Genomic DNA, 19,020 nt, shown 5'->3' on the forward strand with positions numbered 1-19,020 from the left:
TCAAATAAAGATAGTTGATAATAAAATTATTTCTAAATTAAAAAAAAGTGAAATGTTTATATCAATAAAGATGCAATCAGGACATAAAGAGCAAAACCAAAGGTTCAAAGGAATAAAAGCAATCGAGATTTTTAATTCGCTACAATAAGACCAAATAAGTACTCCATTAAAGAAATACATGGATATTGAGATCTCCATTCTAATGCTATTATTATCCGTACTCACCGGATATACGCTTGGGATATTTTCTGGGCTTGTACCCGGGATACACACGAACAATTTCGCACTTATGCTGGTAGCTCTCTCCCCCATTTTCATGGACTGGGGCATTCCCCCGGCATATATAGCAGTGGCAATAGTTGCAAATTCGTTGTCCCATAGTTTTCATGACATCATCCCGGCAATATATCTTGGTGCTCCAAATGATGACATGGCGCTGGCAGTCCTCCCGGGACATAGATTGCTGCTCGAAGGGCACGGCTCTGAAGCAATCCGCCTGTCAGCACTGGGAAGTGCTGGTTCTGTTGTTGTTTCACTCTTACTTGCGGTCCCATTAGCATTTGCTTTCAGCATTCTCTACCCTGTCCTGCAATCCTACCTTGGCTGGCTACTCTTGCTTATATCCATAGCCCTCATCATGACGGAAAAAGGAGAACAGGTGATAAACCAGGGATCTCTTGTAAAATACAAATACAAGGCATACGCCCTTGTTCTCTTCCTTCTCACAGGAATATTAGGAACCTTTGCATTCAGAATGGAAAGCAATATGAACCCACTGATCGACATTGGATCTTCGTCGATACTGCTTCCCCTCCTCAGTGGGCTTTTCGGTGCATCTCAACTTATTATCAGTTTGTTCTCAGGTTCCAGTATCCCTCCACAGAAATACTCGAAGATGGAACTTCCTGTGAAAAGGATAATCAGGGGAGTGATAACCGGAAGTGCAGCCGGCTCTGTTGTAGCATGGCTTCCCGGAATATCCTCATCCATAGCCGCAGTTCTTGCAAGATTGTTCATAAGAAGTGATTTTGAAAAAGAGACAGTAGCTGAAGACGAAGACTTCGATGAACAGATGGAAGGTTCGAAGGAATTCATCATAGCAGTATCAGGGGTAAACACTGCAAATGCAATTTTCGGATTATTTGCCCTTGCAGTAATAGGAAAAACACGTAGTGGAGCAATGGTTGCTATCAACGAGATAATCGATGCGGCCAGTTTAGACCAACAGTTCATCATCCTTTTCCTTATCGTAATATCCCTTACGGCATTCCTATCATATTTTTCGACCATCAAGATAGGAAACAACATACACAGATTCCTCGCAAAGCTTGATTACTCTAAGATTTGTATCACAGTCCTTGCAGGACTTACATTGATGAGCCTGCTATTTACCGGTCTTTTCGGCCTGATGATATTCATGATATCGATACCACTTGGCATGTCAGCATCTTTTATGAAGATACGAAGATCACATGCAATGGGAGTGATATTGTTGCCGGTGATATTGTATTTTTTGTGATCTACTAACTAACTAGTGATTCAGAATAAGATATTCAAATTATATTACAATATAGCTAAGCTTCAAACCAGTCTATTTAATCTCTCCCCCCATTTCTTGATCTAAAACCCTTGTTTGATGATCGTACAAATATTCATATCGATTTATTTCGATTTCAATATAAAGGAAGTTTCAGATCGAAGTAAAGAACCAAAATATTTAACAGTGTTTTAAATTGATTGATTCTTACAAGCAAGATCACCCATCTGATATCTTTGATCTTTACTTGTTCTGCTTTCATATATACAGAAAAAGGGAGGATTTTTATTGGCAGACCTTACACCAAAAAAGCGTTTTATACGATCACTTAAAGGAAAGACTGTGGACAAAGTTCCCGTCTGTTCTGTTACTCAGACAGGAACAACTGAACTAATGAAAAGCAGCAAAGCATACTGGCCACAGGCTCACTATGATGCAGAAAAGATGGCAGACCTTGCCATTGCAGGTAATGAAGTTGCAGGTTTGGAAGCTGTAAGATACCCTTTTTGTGTTACAGTCATTGCACAGGCCCTTGGTTGCACAATAATGGAAGGAACATCTGATGCTCAGCCACATCAAGAAGGAGTCCCATGTGCCCGGAAAGAGGATGTAAAAGATATCAGTGTCCCATCAGATCTTCTTGAGAGGGAAAGGATTGCAACTGTTTTAAAAGCTACAGATATCGTGAAAAAAAGAGTGGATGATGACATTCCGATCATTGCAGGAATGATCGGTCCGGCTGGAATTGCGTTTCATCTTGCGGGTGAAAAGAATTATTTCATATGGTTAATTAAAAAACCGGATCTGATAAAAGATCTTATTGGAATTGGAACTGAAGTCTGTATAGAATATTCCAATGCCCTCTTTGAACACGGAGTTGATGCTGTCACCATATCTGACCCTGAAGGCGGACCAGCCCTTATTTCCCCTCAAATGTTCGAATCATTCGTGCTTCCAGAATACAAAAAGATCAATAAAAAGGTCAATGGACTGAAAATATTGCATATGTGTGGGGATTCTACATCTATTCTTGAACCACTGTTAAAGTCAGGATTTGATGGCATTAGCATCGAAGAAAAAGTGGAAGTAAAACGTGCCAAGGAAATTATAGGAGACAGAGCATGCCTTATAGGTAATGTTTCACCTTCCTCAACACTCCTAAGTAAAACCCCAGAAGATGTGAAAAGGGAAGCTATGCAGTGTATCAGAGATGGAGTCGGTATTCTTGCACCCGGTTGTGGAATCGCACCGCATACCCCATTAAAGAACATGAAAGCATTCGTAGCTGCAAGGGATGAATATTATTTGGATGAGGAAATCCTGTGACCTCACGAACTGTATCAATTTTTACGAAGATTTAACGCAGCATAAGAAGAAAACATTTTCAACAACAACGATGAAGCACCAGTATACTCAACCACTAAATGCATATACCTCAACCGATGATAAATAATATAGAATATACAGCAAAGGAGTGATTATTTTGAATTTTGGTGAATTAGTAAAAGGAAAGGACATTGAAGCAGAAAGTGCAATGAAGGAAAAACACGTACCTACCATTGAGATCCTTAAAAAGCATGGTGGAACAGAAGCAGACCTCATTCGAGTCATTGTAGGTAAAGAGACCGCACATCCAAATACCGTTGAGCATCATATTGCCTGGGTAGAACTTTACGGTAAAAAGACAGGTGGAGAAGTTGTGAACCTTGGAAGAGTAAACTTCAGCCCGGGTAATACGAAGCCTGACTGCTGGTTCAAACTTGAGAATATTAGTGAATATAAGGCATTCTGTGCTCTTGGATATTGTAACATCCACGGTCTGTGGGAAAACTGCGTAGAGGTATGATCAGGATCTAATACCTGATCTCACTTTTTACTATTATTTAACTTCACTCAACCCTAAGCGCATCCACAGGACACTTCTGAACACACTTCATACAACTGATGCAGGCAGTATCCCTGACAACATCCTTCTTTGACACATCGATCCACATGGGACACACCCTGTCACATATACCGCATGAATTACAAAGCGAATCATCACGCTTTATCTTCCTTATCTTTACCAGATTAGTCAATGAAGCTGCTGCTCCTTCTTTGCAGAAATACTTGCATGCAGCCCTGTCCACGAAAAAAGAAAGCAGTATCGAAACCACCATGATCAGTAGCAGACCATCTATTACCACGGATTCCATGATGGTATCATCAATGAGCTGAAATTCATACATCACCAGAGCGGTCAGTAAGAAGAGCAATACTCCATAGCGGAAATATAGTAACGGCTTATGGATGCGTTTTGGGATGAGTTTGTTGTATCTTTTACCGAGTACCCTTTTTCCCATTGAACCAATGATGTTCTGGAACATACCCCTTGGGCACACCCAGCCGCAATAGACCGGACCAAATAACAGAGCAACAGGAACGGACAGTAGCACAACATAGAATGTTGACTGTGAGCCAAAATAGATGAAGATGGCAAGGCCAATAAGCTGAAGGCTCAACCTGAACCACTCAACCCTTGTGATCTTTTTCGACCTTGATATGATATTCCCTGCCACTTTCAACAGCATTGACTCCAATGATTGTTAGGACTATATCGAACAATGTGGTTGAAAAACTCCTATTCAATATATAGTTTATTAATATTAGAGCCAAATGTAAGATGGGGTAATTGAAATGCGTACATTGATGAAGATCGTTGCATTGACCACAATGATACTGACCATAGCAGTATCGGGCTGCGCGACCACTGATACTGATGAACCTGAGCCAATACCGGAAATAATTGAGGATGAGAATAATGTACCTGAACAGGAGATATTCCTGATCTCGACCAGTGCCTTTGAGAACAACGGGGAAATTCCCTCACGCTACACCTGTGATGGGGATAACATCAATCCGGAACTCGTTCCCGGCAGCCTGCCTGAAGATACCGTAAGCCTTGTCCTGATAGTCGATGATCCCGATGCTCCAATAGGAACGTTCACCCACTGGATAGTATGGAACATTGCACCGGGCTCAATTATCGAGGAGAACACAGTTCCGGGAATACAGGGACTTAATGGTGCTAAAGGAACAGATTATTTAGGACCATGTCCACCTTCGGGAACACACAGGTACTTTTTCAGGTTCTACGCATTGGACACCATGCTTGACATTGGATCAGGTTCCACGAGAACAACTCTGGAAGAAGCAATGCAGGAACACATCATTGCAGAAGGAGAGCTAATGGGAACCTACTCCAGTGATTAAAAAAGAAGAGAAAGAAAAAGAGTTTATTCCAGAAGTTCAGTATCCTTATGCGAATAGGCAGGGGAGCAGCAACACAATATCTTCAGGTCTTCACTCCCGGTATTTTCGATCTTGTGGGAAACCCCTGAATTGATTAGTACGGTGTCACCTGCATTGACCTCGAAAACGTCTGAATCGAGGGTCATGCGACCACTACCGGTTGTTATATGATAGATCTCCTCCGCAACCGGATGTCGATGTGCAAGGGTCGAGCTGCCCATGGGAACTATAGCTTCCGCAACACTCTGCTTCTCACTTCCACCTCCATCAGGGTGCATGAGCTCCCTTATTATAGAACCGTCCTTTGTGATGAACGGCTCAATATTAGCATATTCAGTTCTCATCCTTAGTCTCTTCGTCTTTGAAGCCTTCGATCATCCCAAGCATCCTGTCCTTGATCTCAACAAATGGAGCGATATTCTTAAGTCCCGAATCCAGAGGAGCCTTACCTTCAAAATCCGCGTTCATAAGCTCAGCAGAGAACGGGATCTCCCCAAGTACAGTGATACCAAGTTCTGCAAGCTTAGGCTTGATATCCGAAGAAGTTCCTTTATTAACAACAGCAGCAAGATGTTCTATACCAATGCCGGATGCAAGGTCCTTTATCCTGCTTGCGGTTTCTATGGACCGCATTCCAGGCTCCACGACTATTATCATAAGATCGATACCACGTGTGGTCCCCCTGCCCAGATGTTCGATGCCTGCCTCCATATCCATGATCAGTGCACTGGAATCCTTCAGGACCACATGCCTTAGCAACGCTCTTAAAAAAGAAGATGCGGGGCACATACAACCGCTTCCGCCACGTTCGACCGTGCCCATGACGAGCATTTTCACACCATCAGGTCCAGTGACACCATATTTGTCTGTGATATCATCGACCTTTGGATTGTACTTGAACATCCCGCCAGCCTCACCTGCACGTTCATCGATCATTTCCTTATAATTAGTAAGTGGCAATGGCGGCTCGGCAATTCCTAATGAAGATGCAAGGTTCATATCCGAATCTGCATCAATAGCAAGCACATCATACCCATCCCTTGCAAGCAATCTTGCAATCGTACCAGACAATGTGGTCTTGCCCACGCCCCCTTTACCTGTAACTGCGATCTTTACCATTGGTCAACCCTCATGAATGTTTCAACTATGAATATTTGATTATTAACAAGATGTATACGTAATATTAACGCAATATAATTATTTAAACTGCTCCGAACCCCCAACATACCTTTATATGTAGCCCAAGAATATATTTTCGATATACCATGGACAAACGCTCAATAAAAATCCAGCAGATACTGGCAGTTATACTGGTACTGAATTTTCTGGTCGCTTTTGTAAAGATAGTCTATGGTACACTTACAAATACTCTCAGTATGAAGTCAGACGGATACCATTCCCTCTTTGACGGAATATCCAACATCGTCGGTATTATCGCTATTTTCGTGGCAGCCAAACCTCCAGACAAGACCCATCCTTACGGACATCAGAAATTTGAGACCCTGGCATCGATCATCATTGCAATCCTTATCATCTTCGTGGGTTTCGAAATATTTCACAATTCGATTGACAGGTTCACTTCAAACATAAGTCCGAATGTAACGAACCTGAGTTTCCTTGTGATGATAGGGACAATGGCCATTAACATGATGGTCACCGAATATGAACGCCGAAAAGGGGAACAGCTAAGCAGTGATATCCTGCTTGCAGACTCGATACACACCAGAAGCGATATATTCGTTTCACTTTCGGTTCTGGTAGCATTGGTAGCCATAAAAGCAGGTTACCCTATAATCGATCCCCTGATATCACTCATCATAGCAGCGGTCATTGTAAAGGCCGGAGTTAGTATAATCCTTAGCAGCAGCAAGACACTCTGTGATGCAGCCCAGCTTGAAGAAGATATGATATGCTCGCTTGTCTACGAGATAGAAGGTGTGGAGAACTGCCATAATGTAAGGACTAGAGGATGCATCGGAGAGATCCATATCGACCTTCATATAATGGTAAGGCCGGATATGCCGCTCTACGATGCACATGCAATATCTCATAAAGTGATGGAACACCTTAAATCCAAAATAAAAGGTGTTTCTGAAGTTATGGTACATGTGGACCCTCTGAAAGAACAAAAATAAAATAGCATCAAATAGAATAGATAAACATGCCCGGAAATACCTTTGGCCATTCTTTCAGGATAACAACCTGGGGAGAATCACACGGACGTGCATTGGGAGTCGTTATTGACGGGGTACCCGCAGGACTTCCCCTTGACACAGAGATAGTACAGAAAGAGCTTGACAGACGACGTCCCGGCCAAAGCGCTGTATCCACACCGCGTTCAGAGACAGACAAGGTGGAGATCATTTCAGGGATATTTGAAGGAAAAACTACCGGCACACCCATTTCCATGATGGTATGGAACAAGGATGCTGATTCGAGTTCTTACGACAATATCAAAGACCTCCCCAGACCGGGGCATGCCGATTACCCATACATGGAAAAATATGGCATCCGTGACCATCGGGGAGGAGGACGTTCTTCCGCACGTGAGACCATTGGAAGAGTTGCAGCAGGAGCTGTTGCAAAAGAGATACTTTCAATTTTTGGTATTGATATCATTGCACATGTCACAGAACTTGGCGGTATTCGTGCAAAAGAGATGCCTTTTGATACAATAAAGGAACATCTTGAAAAGACACCTGTCAGATGTGCCGATCTGGAAGCGGCACAATTGATGCTCGAAAAGGTTGGCAAAGCACGGGAAGAACATGAAAGCATTGGTGGTGTTGTCGAAATAATAGCTATCGGCCTGCCACCGGGAATAGGAGAGCCAGTTTTCGATAAACTTGATGCAGATATAGCAAAAGCTATCATGAGCATCGGTGCTGTCAAAGGTGTTGAGATAGGGATTGGAAATGAGGCAGCACAGATGAAGGGAAGCCAGATGAACGATCCTTTCATACTGGAAGACGGGAAGATAATCGCACAGACCAATAATGCAGGCGGGATACTCGGAGGACTTTCCACAGGAATGCCCATAATCTGCCGTGCAAGTGTCAAACCCACACCATCCATATCAAAAGTGCAGCACACTGTCAATACAAAAGAGATGAAGAACAGCGATATAATCATCAAAGGCCGCCATGACCCAACCATCCCGCCACGAATGGTTCCCGTTGCAGAAGCCATGATGGCATTGGTACTTGTCGACCACATGATAAGAAGCGGTCATATTCATCCGAACTCACTTTTGAAACAATGATATGCCTTCGGCTGAAACAGATACCATTGTTTGAAAATAATCTTTAAAAAAAGAAATCGTTTTAAAAAAGAACATGAAGCCACCGAGATGGTGGCACTGTTCAATTATTTATTCAGTTGTACTTTTGATCTATTTTTGTGGAACGGTTATTGCATGACCTTAGATGGTCAGCTTGTCCATTCTTGCCACAGCTTCTTCGATACGCTCTACAGACTGTGTAAGAGCGAACCTTATGTAACCTTCACCATATTCACCAAAGCCGACACCCGGAGTTGCAACAATGCCGGACTCTTCGAGCAGGAGCTTTGAGAATCCCATGGAATCGTATCCATCAGGAGTAGGAACCCACATGTAGAATGTTGCTTTTGGTGCCTTTGCGTCAAGACCAATGCCTCTGAGACCTTTGAGAAGTGCATCACGCCTTTTCTGATAGATGCTGTTCATGTCAGTAACACACTGCTGTGAGCTTGAGACTGCAGTGATACCTGCTCTCTGGACTGCATCGAAAGCACCGGAATCGATGTTGGATTTTACCTTCCCAAATCCTGCAATGAGGTCCTTGTTACCAACAGCGAATGCAAGTCTCCATCCGGTCATGTTGTAGGTCTTGGACATGGAATAAAGTTCCATACCGACATCCATTGCCCCATCAACACTGAGGAAGCTTGGTGCGGTGTAATCATCATAGACCATTTCAGAATATGCGTTGTCGTGAACAACGGTGATGTCATTGTTCTTTGCAAACTCAACGACCTCTTTGAAGAACTTCACATCAGCAGTAGCGGATGTTGGGTTGTTCGGATAGTTCAGGAACATGAGCTTTGCCTTTGCAAGCTTGTCCGCAGGAATTGCGTCAAAGTCAGGAAGGAAGCCATTCTCCTCAAGAAGAGGCATGACATGCGGTTCTCCGCCTGCGAACTGGGTTCCAATCTTGTAAACAGGATATCCTGGGTCAGGGATCAATGCCACATCACCAGGGTTGACAAAAGCAAGAGGGATGTGTGCAACACCTTCCTTTGAGCCTATAAGTGTCAATGTCTCCGTTGCAGCATCAAGCTCGAGACCGCGTGTATCCTTGCACCAGTTTGCCACAGCTTCCCTGAACTCGATCATACCGGTGTATGAAGGATATCTGTGGGTTGCAGGGTCTCTGACAGCTTCACACATGGACTCAACGATGTGTTCAGGAGTAGGCATGTCAGGATCACCGACACCAAGGTCGATCACATCGACGCCTTTTGCCTTTACAACAGCTTTGGCTTCATCTATAGTTGCGAATAAATAAGGGGGTAATGAATTGATTCTATCTGCGTACATATATTCACCTTTTTATATGGGATAATAATCTCCGTTTTTAGCGCATTATTGCTACAAACCTATTTAAGAATCATGGGTGAGCTGAAAATTATCAGTGTTTATAGGTTGATAGGAGAATGGCATATATATCGCCACCTCAATCATCCTTTTCTACAACGCTCAGCTCTTCCCCTTTGTCCCTTAGAAGATCGGCGGAAAGAAAATCATCATCACCTGGAAGCAGCAGTTCAAAACCTGTTGTGCGATCTATGCTCACAGTACCATCGATTAGCGTATAATCGAGAACATGTCCACCTTCGGTACGTTCTGAATCGATAAAATGGAAATGATATCCAGGAACGTTCATACTCTCTACATAATAGGGAAGCCAGAAACCTACGATGCTGCCTTCCACATCCTCATGTTCAAACACAGCCTGTTCATTTGCAACCACATCCACAAGTAAAGGATATGGCCTTTCCTGCGCAGGAACGCTGCGAACCTTCATCGAACTGAAATTACCATCAATTCTAATAGCGTACATGAGATTCTTGGAAGGCAATACCTGCTCCAGCATAAAAGCTACCTCTGAAGAATTTACCGTATCTTGCATGACAATGGCTTCATCTGCTTCAAAAGTAGTGACCGCTGCAAAGGGTGTACGCATGGTGTCATCTGCCAGATATGCAAGACCATCGGTCTTTATCTGATAGACCTCACCGTCTATCATTATCATCTCACCATCGAGTGTGTTAAAGGTCCCAAGACCTGTATCGCCTTTTTCTTTTAGCTCTTTGATCGTGACCTCACCATCATAAAGTCCCTCAAGCAGGGCATCGATGGTCGATACCTGATAGAGCACATCGTTTTGCATGCTAGTATGCACAGCATTGAGCTCATTGTTATTCTGCCCTAAACATCCGGAGAACAGAAGAGAGCATGTCAATAGAATGATAGATAGCATCAATAAGGTCCTTTTAGCCATTTGTATATCTCCCGAATAACTACAATAAATACTGAATAAGAATATAAATTATAGTATTAAATATTTGTATTCTTTATTGTCAGACATAAAAGTTGGCATTGAGCAAAATTATTAAATAAAATATACCACCAATTTGTGTAAGACCGACTGAACATATAAATCATTTAAAAATGTACAACGTATAAATTCGGATAAAACGTTAAATTTGGTATCATACCAAAAATAATATTCCGAACACATACTATAAAATATATTTGAATCAAATATCTCCTGATCTTTTTAAAAAGGATGGAAGAGCACTTATGAGAACGATTAATATCCTCACACTAATAATGTTAATATTTACATTATCAGCAACTGGCTGTATAGATAACGGGGGGAGCGCATCGGGGGATGATCGAATTATCGTTGCCGTTAGCATCCTTCCGCAGCAGGAGTTTGTAGAAAAGATAGCTGGAGATAATGTTGAAACCATACTCATGATCCCGCCAGGTGCCAGCCCTGCAACCTATGAGCCAAGCCCGGGGCAGCTAAGAGAACTTACAAAAGCAAGGGCTTTTTTCATAGTTGGATCAGGATTACCTTTTGAAGAAGTATGGCTTGGGAAAATTGAAGGAATTAACAAAGACATGCTTATTGTTGATTGTTCAAAAGGGATCAACATTATAGGCACTGAAACGGAAGAGAACACCCATTTGAAAAATATTGATGAAAACTTCCAGGAAGACGGAGATCATGCACATGAAGGATCAGACCCCCACATATGGACATCCCCCATTAATGCTAAAATGATGGTAGAGAACACCTATCTTGGCCTGATAGAGATAGACCCTGAGAACAAGGACATCTACCTGAACAACAAAGAGAACTACTTAAAAGAGCTCGATGATGCTGATGCAATGATAAGGGAGAAACTGATGGAAGGGGAAGAGAGAAGCTTCATGACATACCATCCATCGTGGGGTTATTTTGCAGCAGAATACGGGCTCGATATGATAACTATCGAGAACGAGGGGAAGGAACCAAGCCCCCAGGATATGCAAAGGGTCATCGATAAGGCAAAGGAAAAGAACATCAGGACCATCTTTGTACAAGCACAGTTCAGCAAACAGAGTGCTGAGACCATCGCTTCTGCAATAGACGGAAAAGTGGTGGTGGTTGACCCTCTTGCAAAGGACTATGTGGGGAACTTAGAGATAATAACCGAAGCATTTTCAGAAGGCATGACCACATAATGAGGTGTTCGGATGGGGAATGTGATCGATGTTAAAGATGTATGGTTAAGGTACAAGGACCTGACAGTGCTGGAAAGTGTGAACCTTTCCATCGAAGAGGGGGATTTCCTTGGAATAATAGGACCGAACGGTGGCGGGAAAAGCACACTATTGAAGGTCATTCTGGGATTGATAAAACCACAGAGGGGAACCGTGGAAGTACTCGGTACGACCCCCGAGAAAGCACGCCATCTGATCGGTTATGTACCCCAATACAACCCTTCTAGCCTCGATTTTCCAATTAATGTCAGAGAAGTTGTGCTTATGGGACGAATGGGAAAGAAAGGATTGTTCCAAAAATACACAGAAGAAGACCATGCTGCGACCAAGAAAGCCCTTAAGACCGTGGAAATGCTCGAATATAGTGATCGCCAGATAGGAGAACTCTCCGGAGGGCAGAGGCAGCGGGTTTTCATAGCACGTGCCCTTGTGAGTGAACCAAAGGTGCTTATTCTGGATGAACCGGTCACAGGTATTGATACCATGATGCAAATGGAATTCTATGAACTGCTTAAGAAGCTCAGGTCCAGGGTCACAATAGTAATGGTCTCACATGACATCAGTGCAGTTTCCGTACTCGTGGACAAGATAGCATGCCTTAACGGGAAACTACATTACCACGGTTCAAAGGAACTTGTCCCTGAAGACGTCGAGCAGGCTTACGGCTGTCCTGTGGAATTGATAGCCCATGGCGTACCGCACAGGGTATTGCACAAACACTGATGAGGGGATTAAAGTGCTGGAAATATTACAATATGAATTTATGATCAATGCCATCACAGCAGGTATTCTTGCAAGTATCGCATGCGGGATGATCGGAGTATATGTCGTTGTAAAACGGATAGCACTCATCAGCGGAGGAATTGCACACGCATCTTTTGGCGGAATAGGCATCAGCTATTTTCTTGGGATAAACCCCATAATGGGAGTATTGCCATTTAGCCTGCTTTCAGCACTTACTATAGGTACTTTCAGCAAACGTACAGATGTTGCAGAAGATACTATCATAGGAATACTCTGGTCAATGGGTATGGCCATCGGGATTATATTCATAGGCCTGACCCCGGGTTATGCACCTGATCTAATGACATATCTTTTCGGGAATATACTTACAGTCCCACAGTCAGACATCACGATGATGCTAGCACTGGATGCCATTATAATCCTGGTGGTGTATGCACTCTATAAAGAGTTCATGGCATTGTGCTATGATGAGGAATTCTCCACCGTTGTAGGAATACCTGTTGAAAAACTATACCTGCTTTTGCTTTGTCTTATTGCTTTGACAGTTGTAGTGATGATACGCGTGGTGGGACTTATACTTGTAATTGCTCTTTTGACAATTCCTGCCGCATTGAGCAGGGAATTTACAAACGACATGAGGAAGATGATGTTCTTATCGATCTTCTTCGGTGCTGCCTTTACAATAATTGGCCTCATGCTATCCTATTACTTTGACATAGCATCAGGTGCGACAATTATCCTTGTGATGTCCTCTTTTTACTTGCTCAACATCATTATCAAAAAATGGAGAACTATTTCGGAAAAGCCATTTGACATATAAAGCTTTCAAGTTAGTTACATCAAGAATAAATGATGAGTGATCATTATTTGTCTCTTTTTAGCACAATATCCATAGAAATAGATGAGATATGTTATTTTTCTAGCTAATATGATTAAGCATAATGGGCATTAATATAATAAGATATAAGACATTGGTATTTAAGTAGAGTTTATATGATATCAGGGCCTATATTTGTGCATGAACTGTCCCAGGTGCAAGAGCTCCAATCATAAAAAGAACGGTAAAATCGATGGACACCAACGCTACAAATGCCATGATTGTGGGTATAGCTATTCAGTAGAGATTAAATCAACTGCTAGCCCCATGTCTGTTAAACGGCAGGCTTTACAACTCTATCTCGAAGGATTAGGATTTCGTTCAATTGGACGTTTATTAGGAGTTAGCCACGTTTCTGTCCAAAAATGGATAAAGAAGTTTGGTCGTGAATTAGAGGATCTAAAGAGTGAAAATGAAATATTGATCGTTGAATTAGACGAAATGCACACTTACGTCGGGAACAAAAAAAATAGTGTTGGATCTGGATTGCTGTTGATACAGATGGAAAAAGGTTCATCGACTGCTCTTTTGGTAGCAGGGGGACGGAAACAGGACAAAAGCTCTGGAAAAAGTTAAAGGGGAAGGAGATTGGAGAAGTGATGACTGATCACTGGAGGGCATATGCAGAGTTTCTTCCAGAGTAAATTCATACTCAATCCAAAGCTGAAACATATACTGTTGAAGGATATAACAGCATAATTAGGCACTTTCTGACAAGGTTGAGAAGAAAGTCAAAGTGTTATACTAAGAGTCTTGAAATGCTGAAGTACTCTGTTCTTCTTTTGATGAAGTACAGAAATAAAGAGTTAGCTATGTTTAATTAACAATATCCTTGTTTTATTTCTTTTCATGCTTTACTGAATTACAGTTGTTTTTTAATTCAAAAACTTTAAATTATACAAAATAACTATTTATTAGAGGGGTGCATAAAGAGATAAATCACTATTTAAGTACGAATATTTCCCCATGTGCGTATAACTAATATCTAAAAAACGAAACAGACAATTAAATTTGCCAACATGACAAAAAGATACCATATTCCCGAACCACTTACTCTGATACATCCACGTTCATTGAAACACCTTAGCTTCGAGCTGCAGTCGTTAGTTAAGGGACAACTCTGGCTAAAGATCATGATCGGGATGTTTCTTGGGATCATTGTCGGCCTGGTACTCGGACCATCGACAGGATTGGTAGATCAAACTGTCTCATATACAATTGGTGAATGGCTGGCGCTACCTGGCTATATTTTCCTGGCACTATTGCAGATGATAGTAGTTCCTCTTGTTTTTGCATCTATCATCCGGGGTATAGCTTCAGGTGAGGATATGGAGCAGCTCAAATTGATAGGGTTGCGTACGGTTGCATATTTCCTCGCGACCACGGCAATTGCCATACTTATCGGTCTGACACTTGCTTTAATTATAAATCCGGGTAGCTATATCAGCAGTGAACTGGTCCAGAGCACAATGGGATCGGAAATAACTCAGGTCAATGAGATCAGTACCACAACCCCTGGCATTGCAGATGTTCCTGGTATGGTCACGAACATACTACCTACCAATCCGCTCGGGTCCCTGGCTACAGGACAGATGCTTCAGGTGGTGGTCTTCTCTGTCATAATAGGTCTGGCTCTGGTATCCATATCACCTGCACAATCAAAACCTCTGCTTGACCTGATGGGTTCACTCCAGGAAGTAAGCATGACCGTCGTACGATGGAGCATGTTACTTGCTCCGTTTGCTGTGTTTGGTCTTATCAGCAAGTTCACGTTGAACCTTGGAGTAGCTGCACTTATGGGAATGCTGGTGTATGTAGGGACTGTACTTTTAGGGCTCCTGTTGCTACTTGCTTTTTACCTGCTGGTAGTTTTCATTGTTTCAAGAAGGGGGCCGATTGATTTCATGAGATCTATAAGGGATGTATTGTTGCTTGCGTTCTCAACATCCAGCTCTGCTGTTGTCATGCCTTTGTCAATCAAGACCGCTGAGGACAAATTAGGTGTGAGACCTTCCATTTCCCAATTTGTCATCCCGTTGGGTGCAACTATAAACATGAATGGAACAGCTCTCTATCAGAGTATAGCAGCAGTTTTCCTGGCACAGGTATTTGGTGTGGAGCTTGGTTTTGGTGCTCTTCTGTTGCTTATGGTCACCGTGGTAGGTGCTTCCATAGGTACTCCTTCTACTCCTGGTGTAGGTATCGTTATTCTTGCTTTGATATTGAGCAATGTCGGTATCCCCACTGCAGGTATAGCACTTATAATTGGAGTGGACAGGATCCTTGACATGTGCCGCACATCCGTGAACGTCACCGGGGACCTTGTTACCTGTGTTATTATGGACAAATGGGTGGGTGGCAAGAAACCAGCAATGCAAGAACGTTTCGAGCACTCAAAACGTGAAACAGAAAGAAATGTCCTGGGAGAAGATGTTCTCGTTAATTCACACGATGCGTGATCCTGTCTTTAACAATAACATTTGCTGAGGCCCTTTACGAGATAAGTCTGTTTGATCGCAACGAACAGGTATTGTGAATATTAAAAAAAGAGGGTCTCATTAACATCGAGTGGGTAATTATAACGTCCTCCAAGCAAATGTTCATGATTCTAGATCATCTCCCTGCACAATCCTTTAATTGTGATGTGGTATTTTTGCTCATTCGATTGTGATTTGCATTCGTTCTTTGAATTCCATGACGATTGAAAGGTAGATATAAATAAATTTAGTTAGCCACTCGATATTGAAGAGATACAAAAAAGGATATTGGTATCTAAGAAGCGCTTTATGTTATCAGGGCCTATATTTATGCATGAACTGTTCCAGGTGCAAGAGCTCCAATCATAAAAAAAACGGTAAAATCAATAGATTTCAACGCTACAAATGCCATGATTGTGGGTATAACTAGTTAGTGGAGATTAAATCAACTGCTAGACCCATGTCTGTTAAACGGCAGGCTTTACAACTCTATCTTGAAGGTTTAGGATTTCGTTCAATTGGACGTTTTTTAGGAGTTAGCCACGTTTCTGTCCAAAAATGGATAAAGAAGTTTGGTCGTGAATTAGAGGATCTAAAGAGCGAAAATGAAATATCGATCGTTGAATTAGACGAAATGCACACTTATATCGGGAACAAAAAAAATATTGTTGGATCTGGATTGCTGTTGATAGAGATGGAAAAAGGTTCATCGACTGCTCTTTTGGTAGCAGGGGAACGGAAACAGGACTAAAACTCTGGAAAAAAATAAAGGGGAAGGAGATTGGAGAAGTGATGACTGATCACTGGAGGGCATATGCAGAGTTTGTTCCAGAGAAAATTCACACTCAATCCAAAGCTGAAACATATACTGTTGAAGGATATAACAGCATAATTAGGCACTTTCTGGCAAGATTGAGAAGAGAGTCAAAATGTTATACCAAGAGTCTTAAAATGCTGAAGTACTCTGTTCTTCTTTTGATGAAGTACATAAATAAAGAGATAGCTATTTTTAGCTAACAATGTCAAATATTACACATGTTTAGAAATGTTAATATTTGATAACCAGCCATTGGAAGCAGGAGTCAAATGAACTGGAAACAGGTATCACTTAGATCAAAACTTGTACTTTCTGCCGTTACAGGCGTTCTTTTAGTAATGATCCTAGCAACCACCGTTACAATTACCACCCAAATATCCGTGCAGGAAGAGCTTGCGTACCAGCAATCCATTGAGATCACGAAAGGTTATGCAAACCAGTTCGATGGGGATATGCGCTCCAATATGGCACTAGTACGTGCTATTAGTTCCAGTATGAGCGAGTATAATTCATCAGACCGGGACGAAGTGAACCGGATGCTGCACAGGATACTTGAAGATAATCCCCACATTATTGGAACTTATGTGGGGTATGAACCTAACGCTTTTGATGGTAGGGACAGCGAGTTCATCAATGCTGAAGGACATGATGCATCGGGACGTTTCATGCCATTCTGGAACAAGATAGAAGGGGAAATCGAATTAAAGCCGCTTATGGATTATGACACTTTAGAATATTATGTATATCCAAAGGTATTCAAGGACTCCTTCATTACCGACCCATACTACTACGAAGATATTTTTATGGTGAGTTATGTAGCACCGATCATAAAAAACGATGAATTTCTAGGCATGGCAGGTGTAGATGTATCATTGAAGTACGTAGATGATGTAGTGAGCCAGATCAAAGCATTCGATACAGGGTATGCTATTATGACCGGAAGTTCTGGCACAATACTCTCACAACCGTATAACAAAGACTGGATCGGGTATAAAACCATCTATGATTATGATAATAAAGAATTATCAAAGGCTGCGGAGGACATCCATCATAAAAAAAGCGGTCATGTAAATACCATCGACCCGGTAACAGGAAAAGAAGTTGTTGTTTTCTATGAACCGATAAGATCGAAAAATTACGGATTTTTCCTTGTAGTCCCAAGAAATGAAATGCTAGCCGGGACTTTTGCATTAAGGGACAAACTCATAGGAATTGGAATATTGTCTGTTTTCTTTATGGGACTTGCAGCATACGTAGCATCCCGTTCAGTAACATCATCTATAGATGATATCGTAAATGATTTCAAGGACATGGCAGATGCTGCTGCAGAAGGAAAACTTAACATCCGTGCAAACACTGATATCGACGAGGATTTTAAGAAAATACCGGAAGGTCTTAACCATATTCTCGATGGCGTAATGGTACCCTTTGAAGAAACCATACGAGTTGCTGAACATCTTTCAAAGGGAGATCTTAAAACACGTTTTGAAGGTGAATACGCAGGAGAGTTCAGAAAACTAGCAGATTCTATGAATGTGTTCGCAAAGGTGCTCGACCTCATCATCAACGATTCAAATCAGGTTCTATCTGCAATGAAAGAAGAGGATTTTACCCGTAATCTCCGCGTACATGGTCATGGTGACCTCAAACTTTTGACAGATGGTATTGAACAGACACGACATTCTCTTCAGCGAGCAAGTGTAAATCAGCAGAGAACAGAGCAAGAGCTTAAAGAATATGCGAAGAAACTTGAGCAATCCAATGAGCTAAAGGACATGTTCACAGACATCATGCGACATGACCTACTCAATCCAGCAGGAGTCGTTAAAGGTTTTACAGAAGTGCTCCTGATGACAGAAAGGGATGAGAAAACAGAGAGATACCTCAAAAAGATCTGGAAAAGCAATTACCAACTTATCGAAATGATCCAATCGGCTTCACAATTTGCAAAACTTGAGAGGTCAGAGGACCTCAAACTCGAGTCGCTGGAAATTGTAGAAGTGATCAATAATTCCATAGAGATTTTGGCAACTCAATCAGCTATTAAAGACATCGAGATAGAGTTTATTGAAGATCGAGAACATTTCGTTCTCGCCAACAATATCATTGAAACTGTTTTCACAAATATTATATCGAACGCTATTAAATACAGCCCAGAGAGATCAAAGGTCATTGTCGAGATAAAAGAGAACGTTGAACACACCGAAATTACGATCAGTGATCTTGGCGAAGGTGTTGACAACGCATATAAAAAGACCATATTCGACCGTTTCGAACGAGTCAATAAGTCCGGTGTAAAAGGATCAGGACTTGGACTTGCCATTGTCAAAAGAACCATTGAATTACACAAAGGAGAGGTCGAAGTAAGGGATAATCCCGAAGGCCATGGCACTGTTTTTTGGGTTAGATTGAACAAATTGCCCGAAATATCCTCCGAATAACTGCCAACACTTATTAATT

At 42.0% G+C, this 19,020-nt stretch carries 16 protein-coding genes and 2 pseudogenes; 13 read left to right on the top strand and 5 right to left on the bottom strand.

Annotation, left to right across the window (positions count from 1 at the left end; all coding sequences use genetic code 11):
- Positions 1-178 precede the first annotated feature (178 nt).
- From MBUR_RS05180 to MBUR_RS05190, 3 genes are all read left to right on the top strand, one after another.
- Positions 179-1,519 (top strand): tripartite tricarboxylate transporter permease, encoded by a 1,341-nt coding sequence (locus MBUR_RS05180; protein WP_048063261.1) that lies wholly within the window; start codon positions 179-181, stop codon positions 1,517-1,519.
- A gap of 306 nt (positions 1,520-1,825) precedes the next feature.
- On the top strand, positions 1,826-2,863 hold the full coding sequence (mtaA, locus tag MBUR_RS05185) for a methylcobamide:CoM methyltransferase MtaA (protein ID WP_011499093.1): 1,038 nt from the start codon (positions 1,826-1,828) through the stop codon (positions 2,861-2,863).
- A gap of 148 nt (positions 2,864-3,011) precedes the next feature.
- A complete protein-coding gene (locus MBUR_RS05190) occupies positions 3,012-3,383 on the top strand; it encodes a class II SORL domain-containing protein (protein ID WP_232222098.1) in 372 nt (123 codons plus the stop codon).
- Positions 3,384-3,426: 43 nt separating this feature from the next.
- Here MBUR_RS05190 and MBUR_RS05195 read toward each other — a convergent pair whose 3' ends face one another.
- Positions 3,427-4,107 (bottom strand): 4Fe-4S binding protein, encoded by a 681-nt coding sequence (locus MBUR_RS05195; RefSeq protein ID WP_052286205.1) that lies wholly within the window; start codon positions 4,105-4,107, stop codon positions 3,427-3,429.
- A gap of 106 nt (positions 4,108-4,213) precedes the next feature.
- Between MBUR_RS05195 and MBUR_RS05200 the strand changes: the two genes are divergently transcribed.
- Complete coding sequence (locus MBUR_RS05200) at positions 4,214-4,789, top strand: YbhB/YbcL family Raf kinase inhibitor-like protein (RefSeq protein WP_011499096.1); 576 nt, start codon at positions 4,214-4,216, stop codon at positions 4,787-4,789.
- Positions 4,790-4,812: 23 nt separating this feature from the next.
- On the opposite strand, the gene MBUR_RS05205 is transcribed toward MBUR_RS05200, so the two are convergent.
- Entirely contained in the window at positions 4,813-5,172 is a 360-nt protein-coding gene (locus tag MBUR_RS05205; RefSeq protein ID WP_011499097.1) for a cupin domain-containing protein, read from the bottom strand.
- Positions 5,162-5,947 (bottom strand): AAA family ATPase, encoded by a 786-nt coding sequence (locus MBUR_RS05210; protein ID WP_011499098.1) that lies wholly within the window; start codon positions 5,945-5,947, stop codon positions 5,162-5,164. The genes MBUR_RS05205 and MBUR_RS05210 overlap by 11 nt, the downstream gene beginning before the upstream one ends.
- 146 nt (positions 5,948-6,093) lie before the next feature.
- Here MBUR_RS05210 and MBUR_RS05215 point away from each other — a divergent pair, with 146 nt between their 5' ends.
- Both MBUR_RS05215 and aroC read left to right on the top strand, forming a co-directional pair.
- Positions 6,094-6,963 carry a cation diffusion facilitator family transporter gene (locus MBUR_RS05215; RefSeq protein ID WP_011499099.1) on the top strand — a complete coding sequence of 290 codons (870 nt, stop codon included), beginning with the start codon at positions 6,094-6,096 and terminating at the stop codon, positions 6,961-6,963.
- Between the two features lie 26 nt (positions 6,964-6,989).
- Positions 6,990-8,090 carry a chorismate synthase gene (gene aroC, locus MBUR_RS05220; RefSeq protein WP_011499100.1) on the top strand — a complete coding sequence of 367 codons (1,101 nt, stop codon included), beginning with the start codon at positions 6,990-6,992 and terminating at the stop codon, positions 8,088-8,090.
- A gap of 159 nt (positions 8,091-8,249) precedes the next feature.
- On the opposite strand, the gene MBUR_RS05225 is transcribed toward aroC, so the two are convergent.
- On the bottom strand, positions 8,250-9,407 hold the full coding sequence (locus MBUR_RS05225) for an LL-diaminopimelate aminotransferase (protein ID WP_011499101.1): 1,158 nt from the start codon (positions 9,405-9,407) through the stop codon (positions 8,250-8,252).
- Positions 9,408-9,543: 136 nt separating this feature from the next.
- Complete coding sequence (gene budA, locus MBUR_RS05230; protein WP_011499102.1) at positions 9,544-10,371, bottom strand: acetolactate decarboxylase; 828 nt, start codon at positions 10,369-10,371, stop codon at positions 9,544-9,546.
- Positions 10,372-10,673: 302 nt separating this feature from the next.
- Between budA and MBUR_RS05235 the strand changes: the two genes are divergently transcribed.
- The 7 genes and pseudogenes from MBUR_RS05235 (at position 10,674) to MBUR_RS05270 (ending at position 19,001) form a co-directional block, all read left to right on the top strand.
- Positions 10,674-11,606, top strand: a complete 933-nt coding sequence (locus MBUR_RS05235) for a metal ABC transporter solute-binding protein, Zn/Mn family (RefSeq protein ID WP_011499103.1) — start codon at positions 10,674-10,676, stop codon at positions 11,604-11,606.
- A gap of 12 nt (positions 11,607-11,618) precedes the next feature.
- Positions 11,619-12,368, top strand: coding sequence for a metal ABC transporter ATP-binding protein (locus MBUR_RS05240; protein ID WP_011499104.1), 750 nt, complete (start codon positions 11,619-11,621; stop codon positions 12,366-12,368).
- Between the two features lie 13 nt (positions 12,369-12,381).
- A complete protein-coding gene (locus MBUR_RS05245) occupies positions 12,382-13,209 on the top strand; it encodes a metal ABC transporter permease (RefSeq protein WP_011499105.1) in 828 nt (275 codons plus the stop codon).
- Between the two features lie 198 nt (positions 13,210-13,407).
- Positions 13,408-14,090: pseudogene (locus MBUR_RS13430) on the top strand (IS1 family transposase).
- Positions 14,091-14,285: 195 nt separating this feature from the next.
- On the top strand, positions 14,286-15,725 hold the full coding sequence (locus tag MBUR_RS05255) for a dicarboxylate/amino acid:cation symporter (protein WP_011499106.1): 1,440 nt from the start codon (positions 14,286-14,288) through the stop codon (positions 15,723-15,725).
- 352 nt (positions 15,726-16,077) lie between these two features.
- A pseudogene (locus MBUR_RS13435) lies at positions 16,078-16,760 on the top strand (IS1 family transposase).
- Between the two features lie 69 nt (positions 16,761-16,829).
- On the top strand, positions 16,830-19,001 hold the full coding sequence (locus MBUR_RS05270; RefSeq protein ID WP_011499107.1) for an ATP-binding protein: 2,172 nt from the start codon (positions 16,830-16,832) through the stop codon (positions 18,999-19,001).
- Positions 19,002-19,020: the final 19 nt, after the last annotated feature.

Origin of the sequence: Methanococcoides burtonii DSM 6242 (assembly GCF_000013725.1) — an archaeon.
GTDB classification, from domain to species: domain Archaea; phylum Halobacteriota; class Methanosarcinia; order Methanosarcinales; family Methanosarcinaceae; genus Methanococcoides; species Methanococcoides burtonii.